Origin of the sequence: Microbacterium phyllosphaerae (assembly GCF_050628115.1) — a bacterium.
GTDB classification, from domain to species: Bacteria; Actinomycetota; Actinomycetes; order Actinomycetales; family Microbacteriaceae; genus Microbacterium; species Microbacterium phyllosphaerae_A.
In genome coordinates this window covers 2,930,067-2,955,330 of sequence record NZ_CP192502.1, presented here as the reverse complement: position 1 = coordinate 2,955,330, position 25,264 = coordinate 2,930,067, and the positions used below count along the sequence as shown (strand labels likewise).

General features: G+C 67.5%; 25 protein-coding genes and 1 other RNA gene. 10 read left to right on the top strand and 16 right to left on the bottom strand.

The features are described from left to right. Window positions 1-1,476 (bottom strand): hypothetical protein, encoded by a 1,476-nt coding sequence (locus ACQ4LY_RS14160; protein WP_431072468.1) that lies wholly within the window; start codon window positions 1,474-1,476, stop codon window positions 1-3. Between the two features lie 161 nt (window positions 1,477-1,637). Here ACQ4LY_RS14160 and ACQ4LY_RS14155 point away from each other — a divergent pair, with 161 nt between their 5' ends. Beyond that, a complete protein-coding gene (locus ACQ4LY_RS14155; protein ID WP_056311620.1) occupies window positions 1,638-2,348 on the top strand; it encodes a DUF4191 family protein in 711 nt (236 codons plus the stop codon). Window positions 2,349-2,411: 63 nt separating this feature from the next. Here ACQ4LY_RS14155 and ACQ4LY_RS14150 read toward each other — a convergent pair whose 3' ends face one another. Beyond that, window positions 2,412-3,599, bottom strand: a complete 1,188-nt coding sequence (locus ACQ4LY_RS14150; RefSeq protein WP_056307480.1) for a RimK family alpha-L-glutamate ligase — start codon at window positions 3,597-3,599, stop codon at window positions 2,412-2,414. 26 nt (window positions 3,600-3,625) lie between these two features. On the opposite strand from ACQ4LY_RS14150, the gene ACQ4LY_RS14145 reads away from it, so the two are divergent. Continuing rightward, window positions 3,626-4,105, top strand: a complete 480-nt coding sequence (locus ACQ4LY_RS14145; protein ID WP_431072465.1) for an ATP-dependent zinc protease family protein — start codon at window positions 3,626-3,628, stop codon at window positions 4,103-4,105. 6 nt (window positions 4,106-4,111) lie between these two features. On the opposite strand, the gene ACQ4LY_RS14140 is transcribed toward ACQ4LY_RS14145, so the two are convergent. Next, complete coding sequence (locus ACQ4LY_RS14140) at window positions 4,112-4,498, bottom strand: RDD family protein (RefSeq protein ID WP_431075690.1); 387 nt, start codon at window positions 4,496-4,498, stop codon at window positions 4,112-4,114. 160 nt (window positions 4,499-4,658) lie between these two features. Here ACQ4LY_RS14140 and glnA (ACQ4LY_RS14135) point away from each other — a divergent pair, with 160 nt between their 5' ends. Next, window positions 4,659-6,083 (top strand): type I glutamate--ammonia ligase, encoded by a 1,425-nt coding sequence (gene glnA / locus ACQ4LY_RS14135; protein WP_056307474.1) that lies wholly within the window; start codon window positions 4,659-4,661, stop codon window positions 6,081-6,083. A 66-nt stretch (window positions 6,084-6,149) separates the two neighbouring features. Here glnA (ACQ4LY_RS14135) and ACQ4LY_RS14130 read toward each other — a convergent pair whose 3' ends face one another. Together ACQ4LY_RS14130 and ACQ4LY_RS14125 are read right to left on the bottom strand one after the other, a co-directional pair. Further along, window positions 6,150-6,617, bottom strand: a complete 468-nt coding sequence (locus ACQ4LY_RS14130) for a hypothetical protein (protein WP_431072463.1) — start codon at window positions 6,615-6,617, stop codon at window positions 6,150-6,152. A gap of 195 nt (window positions 6,618-6,812) precedes the next feature. Beyond that, on the bottom strand, window positions 6,813-7,313 hold the full coding sequence (locus tag ACQ4LY_RS14125; RefSeq protein ID WP_431072461.1) for a GNAT family N-acetyltransferase: 501 nt from the start codon (window positions 7,311-7,313) through the stop codon (window positions 6,813-6,815). A 131-nt stretch (window positions 7,314-7,444) separates the two neighbouring features. On the opposite strand from ACQ4LY_RS14125, the gene ACQ4LY_RS14120 reads away from it, so the two are divergent. Further along, entirely contained in the window at window positions 7,445-8,593 is a 1,149-nt protein-coding gene (locus ACQ4LY_RS14120) for an AI-2E family transporter (protein WP_431072459.1), read from the top strand. Here the strand turns inward: ACQ4LY_RS14120 and ACQ4LY_RS14115 are convergent. From ACQ4LY_RS14115 to ACQ4LY_RS14100, 4 genes are all read right to left on the bottom strand, one after another. Beyond that, complete coding sequence (locus ACQ4LY_RS14115; protein ID WP_431072457.1) at window positions 8,580-9,494, bottom strand: diacylglycerol/lipid kinase family protein; 915 nt, start codon at window positions 9,492-9,494, stop codon at window positions 8,580-8,582. The genes ACQ4LY_RS14120 and ACQ4LY_RS14115 overlap by 14 nt on opposite strands. Window positions 9,495-9,562: 68 nt before the next feature. Then, window positions 9,563-12,538: a bifunctional [glutamine synthetase] adenylyltransferase/[glutamine synthetase]-adenylyl-L-tyrosine phosphorylase gene (locus ACQ4LY_RS14110; RefSeq protein ID WP_431072455.1), complete on the bottom strand. Its 2,976-nt coding sequence runs from the start codon at window positions 12,536-12,538 to the stop codon at window positions 9,563-9,565. A 9-nt stretch (window positions 12,539-12,547) separates the two neighbouring features. Beyond that, window positions 12,548-13,885 (bottom strand): type I glutamate--ammonia ligase, encoded by a 1,338-nt coding sequence (gene glnA / locus ACQ4LY_RS14105; RefSeq protein WP_042541155.1) that lies wholly within the window; start codon window positions 13,883-13,885, stop codon window positions 12,548-12,550. 2 nt (window positions 13,886-13,887) lie between these two features. Beyond that, a complete protein-coding gene (locus tag ACQ4LY_RS14100; RefSeq protein ID WP_056307461.1) occupies window positions 13,888-14,103 on the bottom strand; it encodes a hypothetical protein in 216 nt (71 codons plus the stop codon). 70 nt (window positions 14,104-14,173) lie between these two features. Here ACQ4LY_RS14100 and ppgK point away from each other — a divergent pair, with 70 nt between their 5' ends. Further along, window positions 14,174-14,920, top strand: a complete 747-nt coding sequence (gene ppgK / locus ACQ4LY_RS14095) for a polyphosphate--glucose phosphotransferase (RefSeq protein WP_056517137.1) — start codon at window positions 14,174-14,176, stop codon at window positions 14,918-14,920. A 58-nt stretch (window positions 14,921-14,978) separates the two neighbouring features. Here ppgK and rnpB read toward each other — a convergent pair. The 4 genes from rnpB to ACQ4LY_RS14075 form a co-directional block, all read right to left on the bottom strand. After that, window positions 14,979-15,335, bottom strand: an RNA gene (gene rnpB / locus ACQ4LY_RS14090) — RNase P RNA component class A. Between the two features lie 30 nt (window positions 15,336-15,365). Beyond that, complete coding sequence (locus ACQ4LY_RS14085; RefSeq protein ID WP_431072452.1) at window positions 15,366-17,060, bottom strand: bifunctional 3'-5' exonuclease/DNA polymerase; 1,695 nt, start codon at window positions 17,058-17,060, stop codon at window positions 15,366-15,368. A gap of 25 nt (window positions 17,061-17,085) precedes the next feature. Then, window positions 17,086-17,817 (bottom strand): zinc ribbon domain-containing protein, encoded by a 732-nt coding sequence (locus tag ACQ4LY_RS14080; RefSeq protein WP_431072450.1) that lies wholly within the window; start codon window positions 17,815-17,817, stop codon window positions 17,086-17,088. A gap of 34 nt (window positions 17,818-17,851) precedes the next feature. After that, on the bottom strand, window positions 17,852-18,277 hold the full coding sequence (locus tag ACQ4LY_RS14075) for a YchJ family protein (protein WP_431072448.1): 426 nt from the start codon (window positions 18,275-18,277) through the stop codon (window positions 17,852-17,854). 22 nt (window positions 18,278-18,299) lie between these two features. Between ACQ4LY_RS14075 and ACQ4LY_RS14070 the strand changes: the two genes are divergently transcribed. Both ACQ4LY_RS14070 and ACQ4LY_RS14065 read left to right on the top strand, forming a co-directional pair. Further along, window positions 18,300-19,139, top strand: a complete 840-nt coding sequence (locus ACQ4LY_RS14070; RefSeq protein WP_431072446.1) for an aldo/keto reductase — start codon at window positions 18,300-18,302, stop codon at window positions 19,137-19,139. Window positions 19,140-19,165: 26 nt separating this feature from the next. Next, a complete protein-coding gene (locus ACQ4LY_RS14065) occupies window positions 19,166-20,101 on the top strand; it encodes a methyltransferase family protein (protein WP_431072444.1) in 936 nt (311 codons plus the stop codon). On the opposite strand, the gene ACQ4LY_RS14060 is transcribed toward ACQ4LY_RS14065, so the two are convergent. Further along, window positions 20,073-20,909, bottom strand: a complete 837-nt coding sequence (locus tag ACQ4LY_RS14060; protein ID WP_431072442.1) for a helix-turn-helix transcriptional regulator — start codon at window positions 20,907-20,909, stop codon at window positions 20,073-20,075. The genes ACQ4LY_RS14065 and ACQ4LY_RS14060 overlap by 29 nt on opposite strands. A gap of 100 nt (window positions 20,910-21,009) precedes the next feature. Here ACQ4LY_RS14060 and ACQ4LY_RS14055 point away from each other — a divergent pair, with 100 nt between their 5' ends. Next, the gene (locus tag ACQ4LY_RS14055) at window positions 21,010-21,774 is read left to right on the top strand and encodes an SDR family oxidoreductase (protein ID WP_431072440.1); all 765 of its coding nucleotides are present in this window, start codon (window positions 21,010-21,012) and stop codon (window positions 21,772-21,774) included. 27 nt (window positions 21,775-21,801) lie between these two features. On the opposite strand, the gene ACQ4LY_RS14050 is transcribed toward ACQ4LY_RS14055, so the two are convergent. Beyond that, window positions 21,802-22,692 (bottom strand): TIGR01777 family oxidoreductase, encoded by an 891-nt coding sequence (locus tag ACQ4LY_RS14050; protein ID WP_431072438.1) that lies wholly within the window; start codon window positions 22,690-22,692, stop codon window positions 21,802-21,804. 100 nt (window positions 22,693-22,792) lie between these two features. Here ACQ4LY_RS14050 and ACQ4LY_RS14045 point away from each other — a divergent pair, with 100 nt between their 5' ends. Next, window positions 22,793-23,626, top strand: coding sequence for a zinc-ribbon domain-containing protein (locus ACQ4LY_RS14045; protein WP_431072436.1), 834 nt, complete (start codon window positions 22,793-22,795; stop codon window positions 23,624-23,626). Window positions 23,627-23,636: 10 nt separating this feature from the next. Here ACQ4LY_RS14045 and ACQ4LY_RS14040 read toward each other — a convergent pair whose 3' ends face one another. Then, entirely contained in the window at window positions 23,637-24,017 is a 381-nt protein-coding gene (locus ACQ4LY_RS14040) for a hypothetical protein (protein WP_431072434.1), read from the bottom strand. 130 nt (window positions 24,018-24,147) lie between these two features. On the opposite strand from ACQ4LY_RS14040, the gene ACQ4LY_RS14035 reads away from it, so the two are divergent. Continuing rightward, window positions 24,148-25,236: an AAA family ATPase gene (locus ACQ4LY_RS14035; RefSeq protein ID WP_431072432.1), complete on the top strand. Its 1,089-nt coding sequence runs from the start codon at window positions 24,148-24,150 to the stop codon at window positions 25,234-25,236. The last annotated feature ends 28 nt before the right edge of the window (window positions 25,237-25,264 follow it).

The following is a 25,264-nucleotide window of genomic DNA, read 5'->3' as shown; positions in this document are numbered from 1 at the left end:
TCACCCTGGCTGGTCCGCGACGTCGTAGGCGTCGCGGACCAGCCATTTCTCATTGACCCGCACGACCACGACCATCTGCTCGATCCGCCGCGGCTCCGCCCCCTCACCCACCACCGCGATCGACGAGACACGGATCACCGCGACATCACCGTACTCGTCGACCGCGGCCAGCTCCGGCACCTTCTCCGCCGATGCCGCCCCTGTGAGCGCCTCTACGATCCCGGACGAACCGGCAGCCACCGCGCCGGAGCACGCCAGGTCGCCCGTCTCGGCGCAGCGCCCGATGGCGAGCAGAAGCGCCCGCGCCGCCGCCACAGGATCCTCGGCTCGTGTGGACTGATCTGTCGATTCTGGGGACGGGATCGGAGATACCGGCCCCGTCGTCTGCGGAGCGGTAGAACTCCGACTCGCCGCCGGTGACGGTCGGCTTCTCCCGGCCGCCGGCTCCCCAGTCGCACCGCCCGGCCAGAGCAGACCTCCACCGAGCACGACCGCTGCTGCTGCGCCCGCCACGACCAGTCTGCGTCCGAGGCGCCGGGGCCGAGGCGCGACAACGCCGGATGCGCCCTCTGAGGGCTTCTTCTCGCGCGTGGACGACGTGCCCCCTCCCTTCTTCACATCCCGCCGGATCACTCGGTCCTCAAGCGCAGTCCGGACCTCCTCCAGCCGTCGCCTCGCCCACTCGCTCACGCGATCGATCGCACCACGGGATCCGCGATCCATCGTGTGGTGCGACCCCCCTCCACGCGCCTCGCGCCTCGTCCCGGGCATCGATGGTGCGACCCGGTGTGCGACGTCGAGACCACGCGCCTTCTCGGGCGCATGCACGTCGCGCTTGAGCGGCCGCGAGGCTGCGGTCGCGAACAGCTCCGCCTCCCACCGCTCGAGCTGTCGAGCCGGCATCGACGGACGTTCACCGCTCTTGTGCAGCCCGTCTCTGATCTCACCCAGCAGACGGCTCAGCGAACGGTCGGCGCAATCGCGCTGCATCCGGTCGATGAGACGCGACGAGGCGGACCGCGCATCGTCTCCCGCTCCGATCACGAACATCGGACGCCCGTCTTGCGTCAACCACCATTCTCCGGTGACCGCCGGCCCGTCGGCGCGAGCGAGTTCACCGAGACCTCGCAGAAGACTCGCCACCACAGTGGTCAACTCACCAGCGGCGAACGCGACGTCGGCGGCTGCTCTGCGCCCGAGAAAGGCGCCGATCCGCTCCGTGCACCAGGGAAGCAGGACGTCGTGGCCGTCCTGGCGCCGCACGATGTCGACCGGCCCCGCGACATGCTCGTCACCTGCGTGCTCCCAGCCCGCCCATCCCGCGAGCGTCTCGCAATGGATCTGCACCGCCACAGACTCACCGCGCGTGACCAGCGCTCCTGCATACGGGCCTTCATCGGCGTCGAGCTGTCTGATCACCCGATGCGCTCCGGGCACCGACGACGCTCCGCGAACGGGCACTTCTGCGACTGTCATGCCCCCATGTCATCGCATCGCTCGACGACCGTGGGTTCGAAGTGGGCGATGTGAACGGATCCGAGTTCTTTCCCCACGGTGCAGGACGGGTGCGCGGTACACGAATCCGCCTGACGCGAACGACGACATGAGCGCAGCCCGGAGTCGGTATTCTTATGGACATGGCAAACCGTTCGTCCGCGCCCGAGAAGCGTCCGGGGTTCTTCTCCCAGATCAAGTCCCTCTTCAAGTTCACGAGAGAGATCTACCCCTGGCTTCCCTGGGCGCAGATCGCGCTGCTGGTGCTCGGTGTCCTGATCGGACTCATCGTCGGCTACCTCATCCCGCCGTTCCAGGTGTGGACGCTCATCCTCTGGGGCATCTCGGGCCTGATGCTCGGCATCCTCGGCGCGATGTTCCTGATGACCCGCCTGTCGACCTCGGCGATGTACCAGAAGATCGACGGCATGCCCGGCGCCACGGGGCACGTGATCAGCACCAGCCTCGGGCGCAACTGGCAGGGCTCTGAGACCCCGGTCGGCATCAACCCGAAGACGCAGGATGCGGTGTACCGCACCGTCGGCCGCGGCGGCGTCGTGGTGGTCGGCGAAGGCTCTCGCGGACGCCTGACGCGCCTGGTCAACGATGAGCGCAGCAAGGCCGCCCGAGTGGCCCACGGGGTTCCCGTGACCGTTATCTACGTCGGGCACGGCGATGACGACGTGGCGATCGCCGACCTCGCCAAGACCATCAAGAAGCTTCCCAAGGTGATCGACAAGGCGACGATGGGTGCCGTCATCCGGCGCATCGAGTCGGTGTCGCAGTCGATCTCGTCGCTGCCGATCCCCAAGGGGATCGACCCGACCAAAGTCAGGGCGCAGCGCCCTCGCTGATCCACCCGGCAGACGACAGAAGCGCGGCCGCGCCTCGGATGAGGAGCGGCCGCGCTTCTTCGTTCACTCCGAGAGCGGCTGGCGCGGAAGCCTGCGCACCTTGGCGCGGCGACGGCGGCGCTCCGGAACCATCGAGCGCATCTCGTCGAGCTTGCCGAAGCAGAACAGGCGATCATCCGCCTCGAGGACGACGTGCTTACGCGGGTTCGGGATGACCGAGACCCCACGGTGGAGCGTGAGCACCGTGATGTCGCGCTCCCACAGACCCGCCTCACCGAGCGTCTTGCCGACGAGGTCGACCGCGCCATGCACCATGAGCTCGGCGACGCCGTAGCCCGTGGACACCGTGAGGCGCTGACGCACATCGATCTCGGGGAAGGCGACCTGACCGGCGATGTAGTCGATGATCGCTCCGGCGACGTCGAGCTTGGTCGCGGTCTCGATGCCCTGCAGACCCGGAGAGGAGTTGACCTCCATGACCAGAGGACCGTCGTCGCCCTCGAGCATGTCGACACCCGCGACGCGCAGTCCCATGATCTGGGCGGATCGCACAGCCGCGCGCTCATAGATCGGATCGAGTTCGACGGCCTCGACGGATCCGCCGCGGTGGACATTGGAGCGGAACTCGTCTCCCGCCGCCGAGCGACGCATCGCCGCGACGACGCGATCCCCCACGACGAGTGCACGGATGTCGCGTCCGCGGCTCTCCGAGATGAACTTCTGGATGAGCACGTTCTGCTTCGTGGAGTGCAGCGTCTCGATGATCGCCTCGGCCACCTTGACCTGCGGCGCGAGAATCACGCCGATCCCCTGCGTGCCCTCGAGCAGCTTGATGACGACGGGGGCACCGCCGACGCGCTCGATCGCCGGACGCACATCGGCGCGGTTGCGCACGAACGCGGTGGGCGGCATCGCGATGTTGTGGCGAGAGAGGATCTGGTTGGCGCGGAGCTTGTCTCGCGCGCTCGAGATGCCGTTCGCGGTGTTGGGCGTGTACACGTCCATCTGCTCGAACTGGCGAACCACAGCGGTGCCGAAGTAGGTGATCGAGTTGCCGATGCGCGGCAGGATCGCGTCGTAGTCGCTGAGCTGACGCCCGCGGTAGTGCAGATCCGGCTCATCGGCCGTGAGATCGATCGCGAAGCGCAGCGTGTTCAGCACCTTGACGGTGTGACCACGCTGGAGCGCGGCAGCACGCAGTCGTTGGGTGGAGTACGCCTGCGGCGCACGGGAGAGCACTGCGATCTTCACGGGGGATTTCCTGCCAGGATGGTCGGGTGAGTAAGTCATCCCATTCAAACACTCTTATCGGGTGGCGAGAATGGGTGAGCCTGCCCGATCTCGGCGTCGATTGGCTGAAAGCCAAGATCGACACCGGCGCGCGCACCTCTTCACTGCATGCGTTCGAGATCGAGGAGTTCGAGCGCGACGGCGTGTCGTGGGTTCGCTTCCGGGTGAAGCCTTGGCAGGACAGCCAGGAGGACGCGGTTGTCGTCGAATCCCCCGTGCATGATCGCCGTGCGATCCGCAGCTCGTCCGGACACGCGCAGGAACGACTCGTGGTCGAGATGCTCATCAGACTGCACGACCGCGAGGTGCTCGCCGAGGTGACGCTCAGCAATCGCGATGAGATGGGATTCCGGATGCTCATCGGCCGCGAAGCGCTCCGCCAGGGCTACGTCGTGGACCCCGCGCGCTCGTTCCTCGGAGGACGCGCGCCTCGCGAGGCCAGACGCCGCAACCGCGGCAGGGAATGACTGCGCTCAGGCGCGGATGAGCGCGAGCGCTGCCGCTTTGTCGTGAAGACCACGCTGATCGGCATCCCAGATGACGGCCGGAATCACGACCACGAGCAGCAGCGTGCGCACGAGCGGACGCCACAGCCCCACCCATCCGCCGTCAAGACGCACGACCCGCATGCCGAGGATGCGGTGTCCGGGGCTTCCACCGGCTGTCGGTATGAACAGGATCTGCAGCACGGCGAAGACCGCCATGGGGGCGAACTGTGTCAGCCCCGCCTCACCGGGAAGCGCGAACTGGTCGTATCCGAGAAAGCCCGTCGCGATGATCGTCGCCGCGAGGTAGTCGATCAGCAGAGCACCGATCCGCCGTCCGGGGCGGGCGATGCTGCCGGTCCCCGTCTGCGGCATTCCGAGTCGTTCTCCGGGGTACGTGTTCACAGCATCCGTCACGTATCAAGCCTACCGGCGCGTAACATGCCGGAAACAAAGCGGATACCGTGGGGTAACGCCCCGCACGTACTGTGCACAATGGCCGTGAAGCCATCGATCCGCAATCCAGGAGTCGTACATGTTCAAAGATTCGTCCGAGGTGCTGTCCTACATCAAGGAGAACGACGTCAAGTTCCTTGACATCCGATTCACTGATCTCCCTGGTGTCCAGCAGCACTTCAACATCCCCGCCTCCACCGTCGACGAAGACTTCTTCGTCAACGGTCAGCTGTTCGACGGATCCTCGATCCGAGGCTTCGCGAGCATCCACGAATCCGACATGCAGCTCATCCCGGACGTGACCACGGCCTACGTCGACCCCTTCCGCGAGGCGAGCACCCTCGTGATGGTCTTCGACATCTACAACCCGCGCACGGGTGAGATCTACTCGAAGGACCCGCGTCAGGTCGCCAAGAAGGCAGAGAAGTACCTCGCCTCGACCGGCATCGCCGACACCGCGGTCTTCGCCCCCGAGGCAGAGTTCTACATCTTCGACGACGTGCGCTACTCGGTCACCGCCGGCGAGAGCTTCTACAAGGTCGACTCCGAAGAGGCCGCGTGGAACACCGGTCGCGAGGAAGAAGGCGGAAACCTCGCCAACAAGACCCCGTACAAGGGCGGCTACTTCCCCGTCAGCCCGGTCGACAAGACCGCTGACCTGCGCGACGACATCACCCTGAAGCTGATCGACGCCGGATTCATCCTCGAGCGCTCGCACCACGAGGTCGGCACCGCGGGCCAGCAGGAGATCAACTACCGCTTCGACACGATGGTGCACTCGGCGGACGACATCCTGAAGTTCAAGTACATCGTCAAGAACACCGCTGAAGAGTGGGGCAAGGTCGCCACCTTCATGCCGAAGCCGCTGTACGGCGACAACGGGTCGGGCATGCACACGCACCAGTCGCTGTGGAACGACGGCAAGCCGCTCTTCTACGACGAGGCCGGCTACGGCCAGCTCAGCGACATCGCTCGCTGGTACATCGGCGGTCTGCTCGCGCACGCCCCCGCAGTGCTCGCCTTCACGAACCCGACCCTGAACAGCTACCACCGTCTGGTCAAGGGATTCGAGGCGCCGGTCAACCTGGTCTACTCGGCAGGAAACCGCTCGGCTGCGATCCGCATCCCGATCACGGGCTCGAACCCCAAGGCCAAGCGCATCGAGTTCCGCGCGCCTGACGCCTCGGGCAACCCGTACCTCGCCTTCGCCGCGCAGCTCATGGCCGGCCTCGACGGAATCAAGAACCGCATCGAGCCGCACGAGCCCGTCGATAAGGACCTCTACGAGCTTCCTCCCGAGGAGGCCAAGAACATCCCCCAGGTTCCGAACTCTCTGCTGGATTCGCTCGAGGCCCTGAAGGAAGACCACCAGTTCCTCCTCGAGGGCGGCGTCTTCACCGAGGAGCTCATCGAGACCTGGATCTCGTACAAGTACGAGAACGAGATCCTGCCGATGGCTCAGCGCCCGCACCCGTTCGAGTACGAGCTGTACTTCGGCGTCTGACCCTCAGACACACAGAGAGCCCGCCAGGTCCGTCCTGGCGGGCTCTTCTCATGTCGCGGCGAAGGTCTATTCGGTGCCGCCTTCGTTCTCACCGCGGATCAGACGCTGGATCTGCTCCTCTGGAAGTGGATCGATGGATCCCGATGACATCTCGATGACCGGCGCCAACGGGGTCCCGCCGATGGTGCATTGCGATTCTGCGATTTGTCCGCCCGTAGAGGCCGGAACCAGAACAAGCCATTCCGGCTCTACGATACGGTGCTCGATTCGGGTGGCATCGATGTCGAACTCCACGTCGGGCGCGAACACGCTGACCGTCGCATCGATGCAGGTCTGAGCGAGTTCGGCATCCGTGAACCGTGACTCTTCGGTCGCCGTCGCGCTCGGAGTCGGTTCCGCGGTCTCTGATGACTGTGGCGAGGACGATGAGCTCGGAGCCGTGTCAGTCTCAGACGTCGTCGCACACCCCGAGATCAGCACGGCGACCGCGGCCACACACATCGCCGACACACATATTCCTCGAACGCTTTTCATACGCACATCGTATGGAAGAACATCCACTGAGCGCTGTCAGCCATTCGGAGGACAGCGCACCCCAGGGGCGAGCGGATTCGTAGCGCGACGCCGTGGTGGGCTACTGGCACTTGCGATACGTCGTACCACCCACCGTACGAAGGCTCTCGCCCGAGGCATCGTACGATGCGGATATGAGACTCGGGCTCGGCGCGCTCATGCCTCGAGGAGTAGGACCCACTCGTTCATCGTCAGCTCGGCGCCGCGGAACGGCGCGCTGAACGTGCCTGCCAGCGTGAAACCGTTGCGCCTGCAGACGCCGTTCGAGCCGGGGTTCGTGACGGACGGGAAGGCGACGAGCAACCGCCGATCGCCACGGTGCGCTCGGACATCCTCGGTGAGAAGCTGCAGTGCGCGCGAGGCGACTCCCCTGCCCTGGGCTTCGGGAACCACGAACCAGCCGGCCTCGAACGCTGGCTCGCCTCGCCAGTCGGCATGCCAGAATCCGATGGAGCCCAGCTCGCGATGATGCTCGTCTTGGATGACGAACATCCTCGCCTCGCCTGCTCGCCACAGGCGCAGATATCGCTCGTTGCGCTCGACCAGCTGTTCTTCGGTCTCCACCCCGTTCAGGTGCGCCGTCATCTCGGGGGTGTTCGCGATGCGGAGCAGACCGAGGTCGTCGGCGGACCACCGTCTGAGCGTGAGGTTCTGCATGTCCGAACGATCCCACGCACCTCGGACATCCCGCACCCGTTTCCCGGCCGCGTCCGTGACCGTGTCGCGCTTGCTTCGAAGGGCTGCGGGTGGTGCACTGAGAGGTCGGGAACTACAGAGGGGACGACGCCATGCGCCGGAAGACCGAGAAGCAGCTGCTGAGGCACACGACCGAGACTCCCCCGGCGCAGCCGAAGACGGCGGCCGCCGCTATCGCACGCATCAACCCTTTCATGTACGGCCTGCTCGGAGCGCTCGGTGTTCTCGTCGCGCTCATGCTCGGTGGCATCGTCAATCAGCTCGCCACGGTGCTGGTCTACATCGGCGTCGCGATCTTCCTCGCGCTCGGACTCGATCCGATCGTCTCGTTCCTCGAGCGCAAGCTCCCCCGGCCCGCAGCCGTCGCCATCGTGGTGGCGGGAGTCGTGCTCGCGTTCGCAGGCATCATCCTCGCCATCGTCCCGATCCTCGTGGAGCAGATCGCGAACCTGATCGAGAACGGTCCGCAGATGGTCAAGGACATCATGGCCTCGGCCTGGTTCAAGGACCTCAACGACCAGTTCGGCTCGACCTTCGAGGACGCCGCGAACGGCATCCTGTCGTTCCTGCAGGATCCAGGCAACCTAGCAGACATCGGCGGCGGCGTCTTCGCCGTAGGCGCCGGCATCGCGGGAGGGTTCACGGGCGTGACGATCGTGCTCATCCTCACGCTCTATTTCATGGCGTCGCTGCGCAGCATCAAGAAGGTGGCAGCGCGCTTCGTCCCCGCCTACCAGCGCGACACGTTCAGCGGCCTCCTCGACGACGTGTCGGGTGCTGTCGGGCGCTATGTGATCGGCCAGGCGAGCCTCGCGCTGGTCAACGGCGTCCTGAGCCTGATCGTGTTGAGCATCATCGGCGCACCGGTGCCGGCGCTGCTTGCCCTGATCGCTTTCATCGGCTCGATGATCCCCCTCGTCGGAACGCTGAGTGCGTCGATCATCAACTCGCTGATCTGCCTGATCGTGAGCCCGGTCACCGCACTGATCGCCTTCATCTACTACCTGGTCTACATGCAGATCGAGGCATACATCCTGTCCCCTCGGATCATGAACAAGGCTGTGGCCGTGCCCGGCGCGCTCGTCGTGATCGCGGCGGTCGCCGGCGGAGCGCTCGGCGGCATCCTGGGCGCGCTGGTCGCGATCCCGGTCGCAGCGAGCGTCATCATCATCGTGCAGAAGGTCGTGTTCCCGACGCAGGACCGCAAGGTCGTGCCTCCGGGAACGCTCAGCGAACGATGAGGGCTGCGGGCTGAACCCGCACGGAGAACTTCGAAACCTCGCCGACCTCTTCGCCATCGATCTCGAAGGCCAGCGGCGACGACAGCACGACCGTCGCCTTCTCTGCAGAGATGTGACGCGTGGACTCGCTGCTGACGGCCTCGTCGACGCTTCCGAGGATGCGACGGATACCGTTCTCCCAGACGAACGTCCGCACAGTGTCGAGCCACTGCAGCGGTCCGTCTGCGCTCACGAGCAACATGTCGAGCAGTCCGTCGTCGAGCACGGCATCGGGAAGCAGGCGAATGCCGCCCTGCACCATCCCGCAGTTCCCGATCAGCATGGTGTGGCCACGTAGTTCCTGCGCGTCGCCGTCGTCGAGCGTCACCGTGATGTCGGTCATCTCTGTGCCGGCGAGGGCACGACCCATCGCCTCGACGTAGGCGAGCCAGCCCGCTCTGTCCTTGAGGTCGTCATCGGTCTCGACGAGCATCTGCGCATCGATCCCGAAGCCGACCATCACGACAAACACATGTTCGGTGCCGTCCAGGTCGACCCAGCCGATGTCGATCTTCCGCGGTTCGCCGTCGCGGACGCGCTTCAGCGCCGCAGGGATGTTGTTGAGAGGGATCTCGAGGTTGCGTGCCAGGAGATTGCCGGTCCCCTGCGGGACGATTCCGAGCGCCGTCTCGGTGCCCGCGAGCGCTTCGGCCACCGCTCGGACCGTGCCGTCGCCCCCGACCGCGACCACGACGTCGCAGCCGGCCTCGACGGCCTGAGCCGCCATTCCGCGACCGGGGTCTTCGACGCTCGTCTCCCACCACTCGACATCCGAGGTGAATGTGTCGGACACGGCGGTGCGCAGCTTGCCCTCATCGATTTTCGAGGGGTTCCAGATCACACCGAGCTTCGAGATCGTCATGCGCTCAGCCTGAGCGACGAGCAGGCGAAAAGCAAATGACGCGCCCACCCCTGACCCGCACCGCCTGCCTAGCCGTAGAAGAGGTGCTCGAACGCCCTTCGCGCACGGCGGGTGACGCCGAGGTAGTCGTCGTCGAGCACACTCGCCGAGCGGTCGGGATAGCCGAGCAGCCGGCCGATCGCGTCGAGCTCACGCGGGTCGGTCGGCAGCACGTCGCTCGTCTTGCCCGTGTACAGAGTGATGGCCGAACGCAGTCGGCTCGACAGGAGCCACGCGTCGCGAAGCAGATCAGCCGACTCGGCAGGAACGAACCCCGCGGCGACCGTCGCCTCGAGTGCGCCGAGCGTCGATGTCGTCCGCAACTCGGGCACCTCGTGCGCATGCTGCAGCTGGAGCAGCTGGACCAACCACTCGACGTCGCTCAGGGTGCCGGGGCCCAACTTCAGATGTCGCCGCGGATCGACGCCCTGGGGCAGCCGCTCTCCCTCGACGCGCGCCTTGATGCGCTTGATCTCCCTGGTGCCCTGCAGATCCACCTCAGCGGGATACCGGATGCTGTCGGCGAGGGCCGTGAACTTCTCGATGAGCGTCGCGCTGCCTGCCACACCGCGTGCGCGCAGCAGCGCCTGCGCCTCCCACGACAGCGACCAGCGCCGGTAGTACTCGGCGTAGGCGTCGATAGATCGCACGACCGGCCCGTTGCGTCCTTCAGGGCGCAGATCCGCATCGAGATCCAGCGGCACCCGGTGATCCGTGAGGTGTTCGCGCAGCCCGGAGACGATGCGTGTCGCGAGAGTCTGGGCACGCTGCGGGTCGACGCCGTTGGAGTCGTAGACGTAGAGGATGTCGGCATCCGACCCGAAACCCAGCTCCGCGCCGCCGAAACGCCCCATGCCGATCACGGCGAAGTCGAGCGCCTCGTCCTCCGGCGGAACCAGCTCGCGGCGGACGGCGCGGAGCGCAGCCTGGATGGTGGCGTCGGTGATCTCGGTGAGCGAGGTCGCCACCTGCTCGATCGAGAGCACGTCGAGCACGCCGCCCATGGCCGTGCGCAGCAGCTCGCGGCGACGGAGGGCGCGGACAGCCTGCAACGCGTCGCCGACGCTCTCGTGGCGGGTCTGGATCGCGCGCGCCTCCTCGTCGATCGCGGCACCGCTGCGCGGACGAAGCAGATCGCTGCTGTCGAGCCACGCGACGGATTCGGGGATCCACTCCATGAGCTCGCCGACGTACCGCGACGACGACAGGAGCCTGGTGAGACTCTCCGCGGCGCCGGAGGAGTCGCGGAGCATCCGGAGAAACCAGGGCGTGTCGCCGAGTCGCTCGCTGATCCGGCGGAAGGCGATGAGGGCGTAGTCGGGATCGCTGCCGTCGGCGAACCAGCGAACCATGACGGGCATCAGGTGTCGCTGGATGGTCGCCTTCCGGCTGAGACCGGTGGTCAGCGCTCCGATATGGCGGAGGGCACCGGCCGGGTCGCGGAACCCGATGGCCATCAGCCGGTCGTGCGCCTGCGCGGTGGACAGAGTGCGCTCCTCTTCGGGAAGCGCAGCGACGGCGCTGAGCAGGGGGCGGTAGAACAGCCGGGTATGGATGTCGCGAACCTCACGGCGCACGCTTTCCCACCGCGCCCAGATCGCCTCACCTGATTCGCCCAGCCCCGTGCTGCGCGCCAGCACGCGGAGCCCCGCAGGCGTCCGCGGCATCAGGTGGGTGCGGCTGAGCTCTCGGAGCTGCAGACGGTGCTCCATGAGCCGCAGGATGCAGTAGTCGTCGGCGAACGACGCGGCATCTGCTCGACCGATGTAGCCGCCTTCGACCAGGGCATCGATGCTCTCGAGGGTTCCCCTCGTCCGCAGCCGGGGGTCTGTGAGACCGTGCACGAGCTGCAGGAGCTGCACGGTGAACTCGATGTCCCTCAGCCCGCCCGAACCGAGTTTGAGCTGGTAAGGGGCGTCCTCCGGATCGATGTGCTCCATGACGCGCTCGCGCATGCGCTGCACGCTGTCGACGAAGTTCTCTCGAGCGGCGCTGGAGAAGACCTTGGGCTGTACGGCGGCGATGTAGTCCGCGCCCAGGTCGGGGTCGCCCGCGAGGGGCCGAGCCTTCAGCAGGGCCTGGAATTCCCAGCTCTTGGCCCAGCGGTCGTAATAGGCCAGGTGCGAAGCGAGCGACCGCACCAGAGCGCCCTGCTTGCCCTCGGGGCGCAGCGCCGCGTCGACCTCCCACAGCGGCGGCTCGACCTCGATGCCGCTGAGCCCGCGCATCGTCTCTCGGGCGAGGCGCGTCGCGATGTCGATCGCCCGCGCCTCGGACACGATCTCTTCGTCGGTCGTGCCACCGACGAAGATGACATCCACGTCGCTGACGTAGTTCAGCTCGCGCGCACCCGCCTTGCCCATGCCGATGATCGCGAGCTGCGTGGCCGCGACCTGCTCCCGGCTCAGGGTGTCTGCGAGACGCCGGCGGGCGACCGCGAGTGCGGCCTCGAGCGCCGCCCCCGCGATGTCGGCCAGCGCCGATGCCACGTCGCCCACGATTCGCACGGGACTGTGCGCCGTGAGGTCGAAAGCGGCGATCTCGGCAAGATTGCGCCGGTACGCGACGCGCAGCGTCACCACCGCCGCATCGTCTGCGGACTCGGCGAACCCGTCGTGCGCCCCCACCGCGTCCAGCAACCGCTCGCGCAGCTGGTCTGCCGACGGCAGCTCGCTCGTGGCCTCTCCCAGCACCGTGATCTCATCCGGGTGCCTCAGGAAGAAGTCCGCGAAACCCTGAGATGCGCCGAACACCCGCCAGACCCGTCGACGCGACTGCGCATCGTCGAACAACGTGGCCAGCGGGGCGGGGTCGCGCCGCGCCACGCGCAGCATCCCCTCGACCGCGGCATCGGGGTCGGCACCGTCGGCCTCACCGAGCAGGAGCGATCGCTCGACGCCCAGCAGGGTCGCCAGCTCCGCGAGGTTGGCCGCGGCCTCACTGAGTTCGGCGAACCCGAGCCTGGCCAGCGCGGAGAGAGAGACGGAGTCGTCCGAACGGGCCATGCGCGACGCTCAGAGAAGCTCGAGGTTGTTCTTCAGCTCCAACGGCGTGACCTGGCCACGGTACGCCTCCCACTCCTTGCGCTTGTTGAGCAGCACGTAATTGAAGACCGACTCCCCCAGTGTCTCGGCGACGAGCTCGGAGCTCTCCATGTACTCGAGCGCGTGGTCGAGGCTCGCCGGCAGTGCCGAATAGCCCAGAGCACGGCGCTCGGCGTCGCTGAGCGACCACACGTTGTCCTCGGCCTCGGGAGGCAGTTCGTACTCCTCCTCGATGCCCTTGAGGCCGGCCGCGAGCATGAGAGCGTAGGCGAGATAGGGGTTGGCCGCGGAGTCGAGCGCGCGGTACTCCACGCGAGACGAGCCGCCCTTGTTCGGCTTGTACATCGGAACGCGCACGAGGGCCGAACGGTTGTTGTGGCCCCACGTGACGAAGCTCGGAGCCTCATCGCCGCCCCAGAGACGCTTGTACGAGTTCACGAACTGGTTCGTGACCGCCGCCATCTCGTTCGCGTGACGCAGGAGCCCGGCGATGAAGTGACGGCCGGTCTTCGAGAGCTGGTACTTGGCGCCCTCTTCGTAGAACGCGTTGCGCTCGCCCTCGAACAGCGACATGTGCGTGTGCATGCCGCTTCCCGGGTGTCCGCTCAGTGGCTTGGGCATGAAGGTGGCGTAGACGCCCTGCTCGATCGCGACCTCTTTGATGACCGTGCGGAAGGTCATCACGTTGTCGGCCATCGTCAGCGCATCCGCGTAGCGGAGGTCGATCTCGTTCTGACCGGGGCCGCCCTCGTGGTGGCTGAACTCCACCGAGATGCCGAGGTCCTCGAGCATCCGCACCGAACGACGACGGAAGTCGTGCGCGGTTCCGCCCGGAACGTTGTCGAAGTAGCCGGCCGAGTCGACCGGAACAGGGCCCTCAGGACCGAACGACGAGGACTTCAGCAGATAGAACTCGATCTCGGGATGCGTGTAGAACGTGAACCCTGCATCGGCTGCCTTGGCGAGCGTGCGCTTGAGGACGTGCCGGGGGTCGGAGACCGCAGGGCGACCGTCTGGTGTGGTGATGTCGCAGAACATCCGGGCGGTGGGGTCGATCTCTCCGCGCCACGGCAGTGTCTGGAAGGTGGTGGGGTCCGGCTGCGCGAGCAGGTCGGACTCGTAGCTGCGGGTGAGTCCCTCGATGGCCGAACCGTCGAAGCCGATTCCCTCGGCGAACGCTCCCTCGACCTCGGCCGGGGCGATCGCGACCGACTTGAGCGTGCCGATGACATCGGTGAACCACAGGCGCACGAACTTGACGCCGCGCTCCTCGATCGTCCGGAGGACGAAATCCCTCTGCTTGTCCACGGTTACTCTGCGCCCTTGCCGATGCCGGCGTCCCAGCCGCTCTCGGCTGCTTCCTCGTCGGCCCAGGCGCGCGAGCGCTCCTGCATCTTCTCCGGGGCATGGGCGGCCTCATGCTCGGTGTCGAAAGGACCGACCCGATCGGCGGACGGCGAGATCATGCCGAACTCCACCTGACCGGTCTCCAGGTTGTACCAGTACTTCTCATCGCCGTTCGACATGGCAGATCCCCTTCATCACGTGGTGTCATCGATCCTATCTGCGCTGGCGTCGGTCGCTAAGCTATCGAGCATGGCAAAAGCGATCGGCGTCGACATCGGCGGCACGGGTATCAAGGCAGGTCTGGTCGACCTCGAGCACGGCATCATGGCCTCCGACAGGGTGCGTGTCCCCACTCCTGAGGGCGCATCTCCCCAAGACGTCCTCGAGGCCGTGAAGACTGTTCTGAAGACGCTCGACGTGCACGACTCGACTCTCCCCCTCGGCGTGGCGTTCCCCGCCATCGTCAAGCGCGGAAAGACGCTCTCCGCCGCCAACGTCTCGAAGGAATGGGTCGATTTCGACGCTGAGCGGTTCTTCCGCGACGGGCTCGGGCGCAACATCGTCTTCGTGAACGACGCGGACGCGGCCGGCGTCGCCGAGGCCCGCCACGGCGCGGCGCGCGACGTTCGCGGCTTCACCCTTCTCACGACCCTCGGCACCGGCATCGGGTCGGCGTTCCTCTACGACGGCGTGCTGCTTCCGAACACCGAGCTCGGTCACCTGAACTTCGGCGAGTACGAGTCCGTCGAGACCTACGCGGCCACCTCGGCCCGCGAGCGCGAAGGACTCAGCTGGGCGGACTGGGCCGAGCGTCTGCAGAAGTTCTACTCGCACATCGAATTCCTGTTCAGCCCTGACCTGTTCGTGGTCGGCGGCGGCGTGTCGAAGAACGCAGGGGACTTCCTGCCGCTGCTCGACCTCAAGACGCCGATCGTCCCGGCGATCCACCGCAACAACTCGGGCATCATCGGCGCGGCGTCCCTCGCCGGCGACTGAAGGCCCTCGACCGCGCAGAAGGCCCCGCTGCATCAGCGGGGCCTTCTGCATGTCTGGGCGAATGGGCCGACCTGTACGCCGGGTTCTGTTCCGGGGTTCTTCGCCCCTTCGACGGCCATCTCTCTCGGCGACACGTTGCCGTGGCACTCTAGCGGTCTACCCGAGGACTCGGCGAGCCGCGTCAACATCCTCTGTCTGACCTTGCTCCGGACGAGGTTTACCTGGCGGGCCATGTCACCATGGCCCCCGGTGGTCTCTTACACCACCCTTTCACCCTTACCCCTTGCGGGGCGGTCTGCTCTCTGTGGCACTTTCTCGCGGATTGCTCCGGGTGGGCGTTACCCACCGTCCTGCCCTGAGGAGCCCGGACGTTCCTCGGTGCGGTCACCCGCCACGCGGCCGTCCAGTCGACCCATTCGCAGTCCCAGTCTACGTCGGGGCGCGACTACTTCTCAGCCGACTCCGCGATGCGGAGATCGAGCGGCACGTCGATCGGGAAGCCACCGAAGAGGCGTCGGGTGGCGACCGCCGCGGCCTCGCGCACGGCATCGGCCGCCGCCTCCGCCTGATCGGTCGGAACGTGCAGGATCACCTCGTCGTGCAGGAAGAAGGCGAGATGAGCGCGCGAGCGGAAGACTCCGGATGCCGTCGCCGGCCGCTCCGCATCGGGCAGCGACTGCAGGCGGTGTCTGATCTCGGCGAGCCAGATCAGCGACCACTCGGCCGCCGTCCCCTGCACCACGAAGTTGCGGGTGAACCGGCCCCAGTCGCGCGCGCGACGTCGCGCGAGGGCAATGTCTGCCGGATCGGCGTCGGCATCGGTCGCCCGTGCCTGCATCGCCTCCCATTGCGTGGACGGACGAGGCGAGGATCGTCCGAGCCAGGTCGAGACGACTCCGCCGTCCTCTCCGAAGCGTGCGGCCTTGTCGACGAGGGCCATGGCCCGCGGATACACCTTGCGCAGGCGCGGCACGAGGCGGCCGCTGTCGCCCGTGGTCGCTCCGTACATCGCACCGAGCACGGCGTACTTCGCCTCTTCACGAGTGGCGACGGCTCCGGACTCCACGACGCCGGCGTAGAGGTCCTTGCCCTGGGCGGCCTTCGCCATCGCCCGGTCGCCCGCCATGCCCGCGAGCATCCGCGGCTCCAGCTGCGCGACATCGGCGATGACGAGCGTCCATCCCTCATCCGCCCGCACTGCAGCGCGGAGGTTGCGCGGCAGCTGGAGCGCACCGCCGCCGGCAGACGCCCAGCGCCCGGTCACGACACCGCCGGTGATGTAGATCGGCCGGAAGCGGCCCTCGTGAACCCACTCGGCGAGCCAGGCCCACCCGTTGGCGCTGAGGAGCCGCGAGAGCTTCTTGTACGCGAGCAACGGCTCGATGACCGCATGGCTGTGCTGGGCGAGCTCCCATCGGCCGGTGGACTCGACCTGCACGCCCACCCGGTGCAGTGCGCGGAGCAGTTTGGGCTGGCTCTCGAGATTCAGGGTTGGGTCGCTGAGGATCGCACGCACCCGCTCTCCCTGCGCCACCATCCGGCTGGGCAGGCCCCCTGCGGCAGGGCGCGTGCCGAGGATCTCGGTGAGGATCGCGTCGTGCGCCGCCTCGTTCCACGGCAGACCCGCGGCGCGCATCTCCTCGGCGATCAGTCCCCCCGCCGATTCCGCAGAGGTCAGCAGCGTCAGCCGCCCGTCCTTGCCGTCGCGGAGCACGCGGCGCTGCTCTCGGTACTGCTCGAGCGCGTCGCCCACGGGGTCGCCGGACTCGCTCTCCTCTACGACGTCGAAGAGAGCCGGCGCTTCGTCGACAGGCTCACGCCGCACCCACGACGAGGAGGGTGCGAGCGGTCTCGCCACTTTGTCGGTGTCGCGGAGGATGGCGTGGCAGAGCAGCAGGTCATGCGAGCGGCCGAGGAGAACGCCCGCTTCGAGCAGCACGGGATAGATCTCTCTCGCGCTGCGGATCACCCAGCGCGGCGGATTCGTCGCCTCCTGATCGGACACCCACCGCGGCATGTCGGACGCCGCGAGCTCGACGCGTCCGACCTCGGAATCGTCGGCGGCGAGTTCCACCGCCGTGTATCCGCCGGCTCGGGCCAGCAACGCCACACGCCGTTCGGTGTGCCGCTGCGAGCTCACCGCCGTCGCGCGCGCGGCGCGGAGATCACAGCCCGGATTCCTCGGTGCGGACGAGGATGCAGCCGCACTCGGGGCATGAGACGACGAGGTCGTCCGCCGCGTTGCGGATGTCGTTCAGGTCGGTTCCCGGAAGGAACATGCGGCAGCCCTCGCAGGTGCCGCGCGTGAGAAGAGCGGCGCCCGCGCTGTTGGCGGCACGGCGCGTGTACTCGGCGAGCAGCGGTGCGGGGAGCCCCGCGGTCACGGCCTCACGGTCGCGCGTCAGCTGCGCGCCGAGCTCGGTGGCCGATGCGACGTCGGCCTTGGCCTGCGCGGTGAGCGCCGAGCCCTCGGCAGTGGTCGTCGCGAGCAGAGCCTGCTGGGCGGCGACCGCCGCATCGGCGTCCTCGACTCGTCCCATGACGTCGAGCTCGATGTCCTCGAGGTCGCTCTGGCGCTTCGTGAGGCTGGCGATCTCGTGCTCGAGCGCCTGTGCGTCCTTGGGGTTGGTCGCGACGGCGAGACGGTCCGCGTCGCGGGCCCGGCGCTGCTCGACGAGCTTCACATCGGATTCGAGTCGAGTCAGCTCGGTGCGCACGTCGTCACGCGCGCCGGTCAGGCTCGTCAGCTCGCGGAGCTGCTCCTGGCGGATCGCGACGAGCTCGGTGATCCGAGCCGCCTGCGTGGGCTTGGTGCGCGCGCGCTCCGCCTGCGCGATGCGCCGGTCCAGGTCGGCGACGTCGAGCAGGATGCGCTGGTGTTCTGGGCTGGCGTTCACGCTCTCAAATCTAGTCGCTGCGCGGTCGCGTGCATCACCCGACCTCCCCGTCGAGGTACAGCCACGATCGACCCTCCCGCACGAAGCGGCTGCGCTCGTGCAGAGAACCGCGCTCCGCGCCCTCTCGGAAGAACGCCTCGAACTCGACGACGCCCTCACGGTCGAAGGGACCGCCTGCGACGCGATCGACGATCACGAGCCGCTTCCAGACCAGGTCGTCGTCGAAGTCGATCGCCGCCGGGCGTGTCGACGCATGCCAGCTGGCGCGGAGATACGACGCATCGTGCAGTGCGAAGGCCGTGAATCGAGACCGCATCAGACGCTCGGCCGTCGGGGCGGGAGACCCTGCGAGCAGCGGACCGCAGCATCCGCCGAAGACGTCACCCGAACCGCACGGACACCGGCTCATGTCACCGGGGACACCGTCGTCATCGACCGCCGCACTTCGCACTCCCGTCATGCCACAAGCGTACGCTGGCGGCATGACGGCTCTTCCTCGATTCACCGCACACAACGGCTTCGCTCTTCCCGCGCTCGGCTTCGGCACCTACGCCCTTGAAGGCGATGCGGGGGCGGACTCCGTGGCCACGGCGATCGGTGCCGGCTACCGCCTTCTCGACTCGGCCTTCAACTACGAGAACGAGGGGTCCGTCGGCCGCGGAGTGCGCGCGGCCGACGTCGAACGTGCCGAGATCATCATCACGACGAAGCTTCCCGGTCGTCATCACCCGCGCGAGAAGGCACGTGCCAGCATCGAGGAGAGCCGCTCGCGTCTCGGCGTCGACGCGATCGACCTGCACCTGATCCACTGGCCGAACCCGCACCAGGACGAATACGTGCAGGCCTGGGAGGCACTGATCGAGGCACAGGAGCGCGGCACTGTGAAGCAGATCGGCGTGTCGAACTTCCTCCCCGAGCACCTGGAGCGCATCGAGCGCGAGACCGGCGTGCGCCCGGTCGTGAACCAGATCGAAGTCCACCCCTACTTCCCGCAGGACGAGCAGCTGGCGTATCACCGCGAGCACGGGATCATCACAGAGGCCTGGAGTCCGCTGGGACGAGCCAAGGAGCTGATCCAGGAGCGGGTGATCGGCGAGGTCGCCGCCGCGCACGGGATCTCCCCCGCGCAGACAGTCCTCGCCTGGCATGTCGCCCGCGAGACCGTCGCGATCCCGAAGGCGACGTCTCTCGAGCATCAGGCGTCGAACCTCGCGGCGGGCGGGATCGTGCTCTCCGCCGCCGAGGTCGAGGCGATCACCGCGCTCGGTCGCCCCGACGGCCGCCTCTTCGACGCCGACCCGGCCACGCACGAGGAGTCGTGATCGAAACCCGCTCGTAGACTGGCCCCATGCCCGTCATCGCAGGTAGCCGCATCACTCCGATGACGGCACGGGTGTATTTCGCCCTCCAGGCCGTCGCGGGAGCACTGTGGTGGATCGCAGTCCCGCTGTCGGACGCCGTCCGTCGAGCCACGCTCGGAGACCTTCCGGTCGCACCCGTGGCGATGCTCGACATCCCGCTCTTCGTCGTCGCGTCAGCGCTCGTCGCCGCCGGGTTCCGCTGGGCGCTCTGGGTGGTCGCGCCCTGGGCGGCACTGGTCGCAGCCGCGATGTGCGTCTATGCCACGCTCACCTCGCTCGCCGGGTGGGGCGCCCTGCTGATGGTCGTCGCCGCCGGAGCGAGCGCCGTGTCGGGGATCATCCTGCTCCTCGGCAGGGCTCCGGTGGAGTGGATGGTCATAGGCCCGCTCGCGTTCCGATCCGCCGATCGGGTCGGCACCGGTCGGCTGCTCGCCCGCACAGGCCTGCAGACGCTGTTCTTCTGGGGAACCTTCCTCCTGGCGATCCCCGTCGTCGTGTCGCTGGTCGAGGCGCGCTGGATGCTCCGCATCGACCTCCCTCTCGGCGTGCGGATCGCCGGGGGCGTGCTGCTCGTCTGCGCGACGGCACTCGGGATCTGGTCTGCGGTGTCGATGTCGGTGAAGGGCGAGGGGACACCGCTTCCGTCGCAGATGGCGCACCGACTCGTGATCACCGGACCCTACCGGTGCGTACGCAACCCGATGGCCGTGGCCGGCATCGCGCAGGGGGTCGCAGTCGGCCTCCTGCTCGGGTCGTGGATGGTCGTCGCCTACTCGCTGTTCGGCTCGATCCTCTGGAACACGGTCGTCCGACCGCTCGAGGAGGCCGATCTCGAGTCCCGCTTCGGGTCCGAGTTCGCCACCTACCGCAGCCGTGTGGCGTGCTGGGTGCCCATCAGACCCGTTGCGTCCCGAGCACTCTGAGAAGCTCGAGCTTGCTCGCAGCATCGCTGCCAGGCGCGGCGGTCAGCACGATGAGTGCCTGAGACTCGTCCTCGGTGAAGAGCGCCTGGCAGTCGACCTCGATCGGGCCGATCTCGGGGTGGATGAGCACCTTGTGGTCCTCGAACCGCCTGCGCACCTCGTGCACGTCCCAGAGCTCCGCGAACTCGGCGCTCCGGGAAGCGAGTTCCCGGACGATGTCGCCGGCACGCGAGTGCTCGCCGAGCGCCCCATAGGCCGCCCGCAGCGAGGCGACGAGCACGCGGCTGTGCCGAGGGTGGTCAGCGAGCGGGTAACGGCCGCGCTCGTCATCGGGGTGGGCGAACCACCGGTAGATCCCGCTGCGCTCGAGTCCCTCCAAGCCGCTCGAGTCGCCGAGCAGAGCACGCGCGGCGTCGTTCTGGATGAGCACCTCGTCGAGCACGGACACCACGAAGGCCGGTGTGTCGTCGAGGCGATCCAGCACCCGCAGCATGCCGGGGTGCACGTAGTCGGTGAACATCGTGCGGTCAGGTGCACTGTGCCCGCAGATGCGGTGCAGGTAGTCGCGCTCATCCGGAGTGAGCCGCAGCGCCCTCGCCAGCGATGCGAGGATCTGCACACTCGGCTGCGGCCCTCGCTGCTGTTCGAGACGGGCGTAGTAGTCGGTGGACATCGCCGCCAGCTGCGCGACCTCTTCTCGACGCAGGCCCGGTGTGCGACGTCGCGCTCCGGCGCCGAGACCGACATCCGCCGGCTTCAGCTGCTCCCTGCGGCTCACGAGGAATTCTGCCAGCGCTTCTCTGTCCACCTCTCGAGTATCCCGTGTGCGCCGGCGCTCATCCAGGGATCGCGGATCCCTGGATGAGCGCTCTCTGGCGAGCCGACCCCCTCCGCCGAAGAGTGGAGTCATGAACATCAGCGGAAACACCATCTTCATCCCCGGGGCGACCAGCGGCATAGGGCTCGCTCTCGCCCAGAAGTTCGCCGAGCGCGGCAACACGGTCATCGTCGGCGGACGCCGTACCGAGCTGCTCGATCGGATCGCCACCGAGAACCCCGGCATCGACACGGTCACGATCGACACGGCGGACGCCGACAGCATCCGCGCCGCGGCGCAGACCGTGCTCGCCGACCATCCGACCCTCAACGTGGTCATCACGATGGCGGGCATCATGCGCACCGAGGACTGGACGACACCGGCCGGGTTCCTCGAGACCGCGGAGGCGACAGTGACCACCAATCTGCTCGGCCCGATCCGCCTGATCGCTGCGTTCATCGAGCACCTGCACACCGTTCCCGACGCGACGATCATGACGGTCTCGTCAGGCCTGGCCTTTGCGCCGCTGCGAGTGACGCCGACGTACAACGCCACGAAGGCGGCCATCCACATGCTCAGCGAGTCGCTGCGCCTGCAGCTCGACGGCAGCACCGTGAAGGTGCTCGAGCTCGAGCCGCCGGCCGTGCGCACGTCGCTGATGCCCGGCCAGGAGTCCAGCGACTTCGCGATGCCTCTCGATGACTTCGTCGACGAGGTCGTCGGGCTGATCGAGACGCGACCGGAGGCGACCGAGATCCAGGTCGAGAACGTGAAGTTCCTGCGCTACGGCGAAGCGCGGGGCGACTACGACCAGGTCGTGGAGACACTCAACCGACGCGACCCGCACGGGCACTGATCCGGCAGGGCGGTCGAGCGGGTGCGATCAGAGCGCCGCGTCGACCGCCTGCTGCGCGGTCGTGTGCGTGAACTCGAAGCCCGATCGCTCGAGCGCCGTCGGCCGCACGTCCGCGTCCGACAGGAGCAGCGAGTCGGCGGCGGACCTGCTCAGCGCGAGACGGAGCGCGAAGCTGGGCGCGGGGATCCAGTACGGGCGATGCATCCTCTTCGCGAGCGCCCGACCGATGTCGTCCGCCGACGCCCGCGTGGGGCCGGTGAAGTTGATCGGTCCCTCGAGACGAGCGTCGATCACATGCCGGATGCCGCGCACCTCGTCGTCGAGCGAGATCCACGGCCAGATCTGGGTGCCAGGACCGATCGGGCCGGCCACACCGAATCGGGTCAGTTGGATCAGCGGCTTCAGCACGCCCTGACGGTGGATGATCGGGGCGGTGCGCAGCAGCGCGACCCTGGTCTGCTCCCCCGCGCGCCGCGCCTCCTGCTCCCACCTGACGCAGAGCTGTGCGAGGAACGTGTCACCCGCGAGCGACTCCTCGGTCAGGGTCTCCCCCGGCGCGGAACCGTAGTAGCCGACGGCGGATGCAGATACGAACGCCGGAGCGTCGTCACGCAGCGTGCGGACGGCTGTCGCGAGTGTGCGAGTCGTCGTGAGGCGGGATTCCACGAGCTCGCGGCGATACCGGCGCGTCCAGGGAAGTCGGCCGACGCTCGCGCCGCCGAGCGCGACGACGGCGTCCGCCCCCGCCAGGACGTCCGGGTCGAGCTCGCGCTCGCCGGGCGACCATTCGACCTCGGAAGGCGCACGAGGCGTTCGGCGCACGAGAGTCGTCACGTCCGCGCCATCGGCCCGGAGCGATGAAGCGAGCGCTGTGCCGATCAGACCCGATGCACCGCTGATCACGATCCGCTGTGCCATGGCTGCTCCCTCTGTCCGTGTCCCGGACTCGTCCGTCTCCGCGAGTCTGCCACGTCCGGTCTTTCCTCGCGATGTCGGCGGCCGCGGGTAGCGTCCTCGCGTGACCGAACCCGTGCAATCGTGGTGGGCGAGACGCCAGTTCTCGCGCGGACGCGACGTGCCCTATGAGAAGGGCACCTACCGTGCGGCCTGGGCGGCGTATCCCGAGCTGATCCGCCAGTACCACCCCGAGCTCAACCACGGGATCGCGCTGTCGCAGGTGCCGCTCGCGGCCGACGTGCTGCTGTGCTGGGAATGCCGGATGGGGCACCGCTTCGCAGCCACGCCCACCGAACAGCGCGAGCGCCCAGGGCGAGTGCGACGGCAGTCGTCCTGGTGCCCGGAGTGCTCGGCTCTCGCCCGGCCGAAGCCGGTGGTCCTCGGCGAAGCGCGCGCGATCCCGAGGCGACCCAAGCCGCCCACGACGCTGTGCGCGAAGACCCCCGACCTCCCCGTCGGCGAGGCGTTTCTGAGCGTGTGCGCCCCGGCACCGGCGTCGGCCGCCGAGGCGAAGCTGCGCGCGGCGCTCGAGTCCCGGCTCCGCGTCGCCACCGGCTTCAATGCCGTCAAGGTCTCCCGGCCGTTCTTCCGGCACACCGAGGTCTGGCCCGACATCCTCCTGCCCGAGCTGCGGGTCGCGATCGAATACGACACGGTCGGCCGACACGGACTCGAGCACGTCGGAAAGCGCCAGGACGCCGACCTGCGCAAGGATCGCGCCCTGCGAGCCGCCGGTTGGGAGGTCATCCGCATCCGCACCGGAAAGCTCGAACCCCTGGGGCCTCACGACCTGCAGATGCCGTCAGTCACTGCGCGCGGCGTGGAACGCGTGATCGGGGCGCTGCGTGACATCCGCGGGTCGCTGATGGTCGACGCCTACCTCGTCGAGCGCTGAGGCGCGCTCGCTACGCTTCGTCGACCTCTTGCTCGGCCTCGCGGACCACCGCATCCCACTCGGATCGTAGGAACCTCGCATCACCCGCGGCCACGATCTGGGCGTTGTCGTTCGGCCCGACCTCGGGGCGCATGGTCAACCCGCCGACATCGAGGCTGGGAATGCTCCGTCGGATGCACTCGACACTGCCGCGCACGAGCAGGTCGGCTGTCTGCTCCGGAGACGTCGCAGCGCCGATGACGGCATCGTCATGAGCGATGAGGATGGCCCTCCACACGGGCTGTCGCGCATCCGGATCGAGCGTGTACTGCATCAATCCCTGCGGCGCCGCCTCGACCATGATGACGATCGAACCGTCGACCGGCTGCTCCACCCCTGCGTACCCACCCATGACGGCCCCCAGACCCCGGACGTCCCCACGCCAGCTATCCGCTCAGGCTACTGCGAAAATCTCTCCCCGATCGCCTTACGACGCGCAGATCTCGACCGATATGTACAACGGGGAGCGAAGGAGGAGGACCTTGACCAGCACCTACATCGAGACGGGTGGACACGTCCGCGTCTACGACGACGCCGTCCGCACGCATCAGGTGTTCCCTCTCGGCACCTATCGGGTGCACTTCACCTCGAAAGAGGGCTTCAGCCTCATCAAGATCGACGACCTCACCGTCGGCACAGAGCGCATCTACGGCGGTCGCGACAGGAAGGTCGACAAGATCTTCCGCTCCTACGCGCTCACCGACCGCAGTCTGGGAGTGATGCTGTCGGGCGACAAGGGCATCGGCAAGACGCTCTTCCTGCGCATGGTCGCCGAGGAGGCGCGTGAGCAGTGCCTCCCGGTCGTGATCGTCTCGGAGGACAACGACGGCATCGTCGACTTCCTCGACACGCTCGACGAGTGTCTGATCATCTTCGACGAGTTCGAGAAGATCTTCCCCGCCGGGCGCCGTGGCGTCGGAGACGGAAGCAACAGACAGAACCAGTTCCTGTCGCTGTTCGACGGACTCTCGTCGGTGAAGCGCATCTACTGCCTCACGGTGAACGACATAGCCGACGTCAGCACCTACATCGTCAACCGGCCAGGACGATTCCACTACCACATGCGCTTCGAGTACCCCGGGCCCGACGAGGTCAGGCAGTACCTGATCGACCAGGCCCCGAACGCCGACCCCGACGAGATCGAGAACGTGGCGCTGTTCTCCCGCCGAGCGCGGCTGAACTACGACCACCTCCGCGCCATCGCGTTCGAGCTCGAGCAGCCCGACACGCTGTTCTCGGAGATCGTCGAGGACCTGAACATCAAGTCGGTCGAGCCGAGCACCTACCGGATCGAAGCCCGGTTCCCTGACGGAAAGGTCTGGTCGGACGAGGTCGAGATGAACCTCTTCGAGCGCGGCGACGTGGGGCGCACCTACGAACTGCGCAACTCGACGCGCTCGATCTTCGCCTCGTTCGTGCCCAAGGACCTCATCTTCGAGCCGGACGGCAGCATCTTCGTGCCGATCCACAAGCTCGACCTGCTCGACGACGAAGACGAGGAGCCCGAGGTCTACCCGACCACCGTCAGCCTCATCCTGGTCGGGCAGGCCAGCTACGGCTTCGGTCTCTGAACGGAGGCCGAAAGGCGGATGCCGAGGA

What these genes read in the sequence shown, in the direction of transcription:
- ACQ4LY_RS14160 (WP_431072468.1), bottom strand. Translation starts at nt 1,476, where the DNA reads ATGACAGTCGCAGAAGTGCCCGTTCGCGGAGCGTCGTCGGTGCCCGGA.
- ACQ4LY_RS14155 (WP_056311620.1), top strand. Translation starts at nt 1,638, where the DNA reads ATGGCAAACCGTTCGTCCGCGCCCGAGAAGCGTCCGGGGTTCTTCTCC.
- ACQ4LY_RS14140 (WP_431075690.1), bottom strand. Translation starts at nt 4,498, where the DNA reads ATGCCGCAGACGGGGACCGGCAGCATCGCCCGCCCCGGACGGCGGATC.
- glnA (WP_056307474.1), top strand. Translation starts at nt 4,659, where the DNA reads ATGTTCAAAGATTCGTCCGAGGTGCTGTCCTACATCAAGGAGAACGAC.
- ACQ4LY_RS14130 (WP_431072463.1), bottom strand. Translation starts at nt 6,617, where the DNA reads ATGAAAAGCGTTCGAGGAATATGTGTGTCGGCGATGTGTGTGGCCGCG.
- ACQ4LY_RS14125 (WP_431072461.1), bottom strand. Translation starts at nt 7,313, where the DNA reads ATGCAGAACCTCACGCTCAGACGGTGGTCCGCCGACGACCTCGGTCTG.
- ACQ4LY_RS14120 (WP_431072459.1), top strand. Translation starts at nt 7,445, where the DNA reads ATGCGCCGGAAGACCGAGAAGCAGCTGCTGAGGCACACGACCGAGACT.
- ACQ4LY_RS14115 (WP_431072457.1), bottom strand. Translation starts at nt 9,494, where the DNA reads ATGACGATCTCGAAGCTCGGTGTGATCTGGAACCCCTCGAAAATCGAT.
- ACQ4LY_RS14110 (WP_431072455.1), bottom strand. Translation starts at nt 12,538, where the DNA reads ATGGCCCGTTCGGACGACTCCGTCTCTCTCTCCGCGCTGGCCAGGCTC.
- ACQ4LY_RS14100 (WP_056307461.1), bottom strand. Translation starts at nt 14,103, where the DNA reads ATGTCGAACGGCGATGAGAAGTACTGGTACAACCTGGAGACCGGTCAG.
- ppgK (WP_056517137.1), top strand. Translation starts at nt 14,174, where the DNA reads ATGGCAAAAGCGATCGGCGTCGACATCGGCGGCACGGGTATCAAGGCA.
- ACQ4LY_RS14075 (WP_431072448.1), bottom strand. Translation starts at nt 18,277, where the DNA reads ATGACGGGAGTGCGAAGTGCGGCGGTCGATGACGACGGTGTCCCCGGT.
- ACQ4LY_RS14070 (WP_431072446.1), top strand. Translation starts at nt 18,300, where the DNA reads ATGACGGCTCTTCCTCGATTCACCGCACACAACGGCTTCGCTCTTCCC.
- ACQ4LY_RS14065 (WP_431072444.1), top strand. Translation starts at nt 19,166, where the DNA reads ATGCCCGTCATCGCAGGTAGCCGCATCACTCCGATGACGGCACGGGTG.
- ACQ4LY_RS14055 (WP_431072440.1), top strand. Translation starts at nt 21,010, where the DNA reads ATGAACATCAGCGGAAACACCATCTTCATCCCCGGGGCGACCAGCGGC.
- ACQ4LY_RS14050 (WP_431072438.1), bottom strand. Translation starts at nt 22,692, where the DNA reads ATGGCACAGCGGATCGTGATCAGCGGTGCATCGGGTCTGATCGGCACA.
- ACQ4LY_RS14040 (WP_431072434.1), bottom strand. Translation starts at nt 24,017, where the DNA reads ATGGGTGGGTACGCAGGGGTGGAGCAGCCGGTCGACGGTTCGATCGTC.